Source organism: Flavobacterium salmonis (genome assembly GCF_903819435.1).
Classification (GTDB): domain Bacteria; phylum Bacteroidota; class Bacteroidia; order Flavobacteriales; family Flavobacteriaceae; genus Flavobacterium; species Flavobacterium chungangense.
The window spans coordinates 1-1,475 of the sequence record NZ_CAIJDP010000007.1; the positions used below are offsets into that span (position 1 = coordinate 1).

Annotated in this window: 1 protein-coding gene; it reads right to left on the bottom strand. The window is 51.5% G+C overall.

Annotated elements, in window-relative coordinates:
* On the bottom strand, positions 1-1,475 hold a 1,475-nt coding region (locus FLACHUCJ7_RS00035; protein ID WP_317170838.1), incomplete at both ends, for a Calx-beta domain-containing protein.

Below are 1,475 nucleotides of genomic sequence, written 5' to 3' on the forward strand. Positions count from 1 at the left end.
CGTAATCTCCTGCTGAAGCTGTTCCTGTAAAGCCTAAACTTACCACTGTAGCGGTAGTCGTAGCCGTGCTCAGTGTAGCGGTGATTGTAGCGGTACCTGATGCATTCTCTGCGATTGAAGCTGTTCCGCTAAGTGTTACCGTTGGGGTGGTCTCGTCATCGGTGATCGTTACCGTTGCCTGAGTTGTACTGCCCGGCGTAGCTCCTGTAACATTCGTGATATCGATGATTACGGTTTCATTTCCTTCGTACAGGGTATCATCGGCCGGATCAATAGTGATCGTTCCGGTCAACTGGCCTGCAGGAATCGTAATGGTAGTAGTGCTTGCTGCGTAATCTCCTGCTGAAGCTGTTCCTGTAAAGCCTAAGCTTACTACCGTATCGGTAGTCGTAGCCGTGCTCAGCGTAGCGGTGATTGTAGCGGTTCCTGATGCATTCTCGGCTATTGAGGCTGTTCCGCTCAGTGTTACTGTTGGGGTGGTCTCGTCATCGGTGATCGTTACCGTTGCCTGCTGAACGCCGTTTTCTGTAGCACCATTGCCTCCGGTTACTCCTGTGATGTCGACAATTACTGTTTCGTTTCCTTCGTACAGCGCATCATCGGTCGGATCAATGGTGATCGTTCCGGTCAGCTGGCCTGCCGGGATGGTGATCGTAGTATTGCTTGCTGTATAATCTCCTGCTGAAGCTGTTCCTGTAAAGCCTAAGCTTACCACTGTAGCGGTAGTCGTAGCCGTGCTCAGCGTAGCGGTGATTGTAGCGGTGCCTGCTGCGTTCTCGACGATTGTTGTCGTTCCGCTCAGGGTTACTGTTGGGGTGGTCTCGTCATCGGTGATTGTTACCGTGGCTTGCTGAATGCCGTTTTCTGTAGCGCCATTGCCGCCTGTAACTCCTATGATATCGATGATTACTGTTTCGTTTCCTTCGTACAGCGCATCATCGGTCGGATCAATAGTGATCGTACCGGTCAATTGCCCTGCAGGAATCGTAATGGTAGTATTGCTTGCTTCATAATCTCCTGCTGAAGCTGTTCCTGTAAAGCCTAAGCTTACCACTGTAGCGGTAGTCGTAGCCGTGCTCAGCGTAGCGGTGATTGTAGCCGTTCCAGCTGCGTTCTCTACGATTGTTGTCGTTCCGCTCAGTGTTACTGTTGGGGTGGTCTCGTCATCGGTGATTGTTACTGTTGCCTGGGTGGTAGCCCCTGCTGTAGCTCCTGTAACATTCGTGATATCGACAATTACCGTTTCGTTTCCTTCGTACAGCGCATCATCGGTCGGATCAATAGTGATCGTTCCGGTCAATTGCCCTGCCGGGATGGTAATGGTAGTATTGCTTGCTGCATAATCTCCTGCTGAAGCTGTTCCTGTAAAGCCTAAACTTACCACTGTAGCGGTAGTCGTAGCCGTGCTCAGCGTAGCGGTGATTGTAGCGGTTCCAGCTGCGTTCTCGGCGATTGAAGCTGTTCCGCTCAGGGTT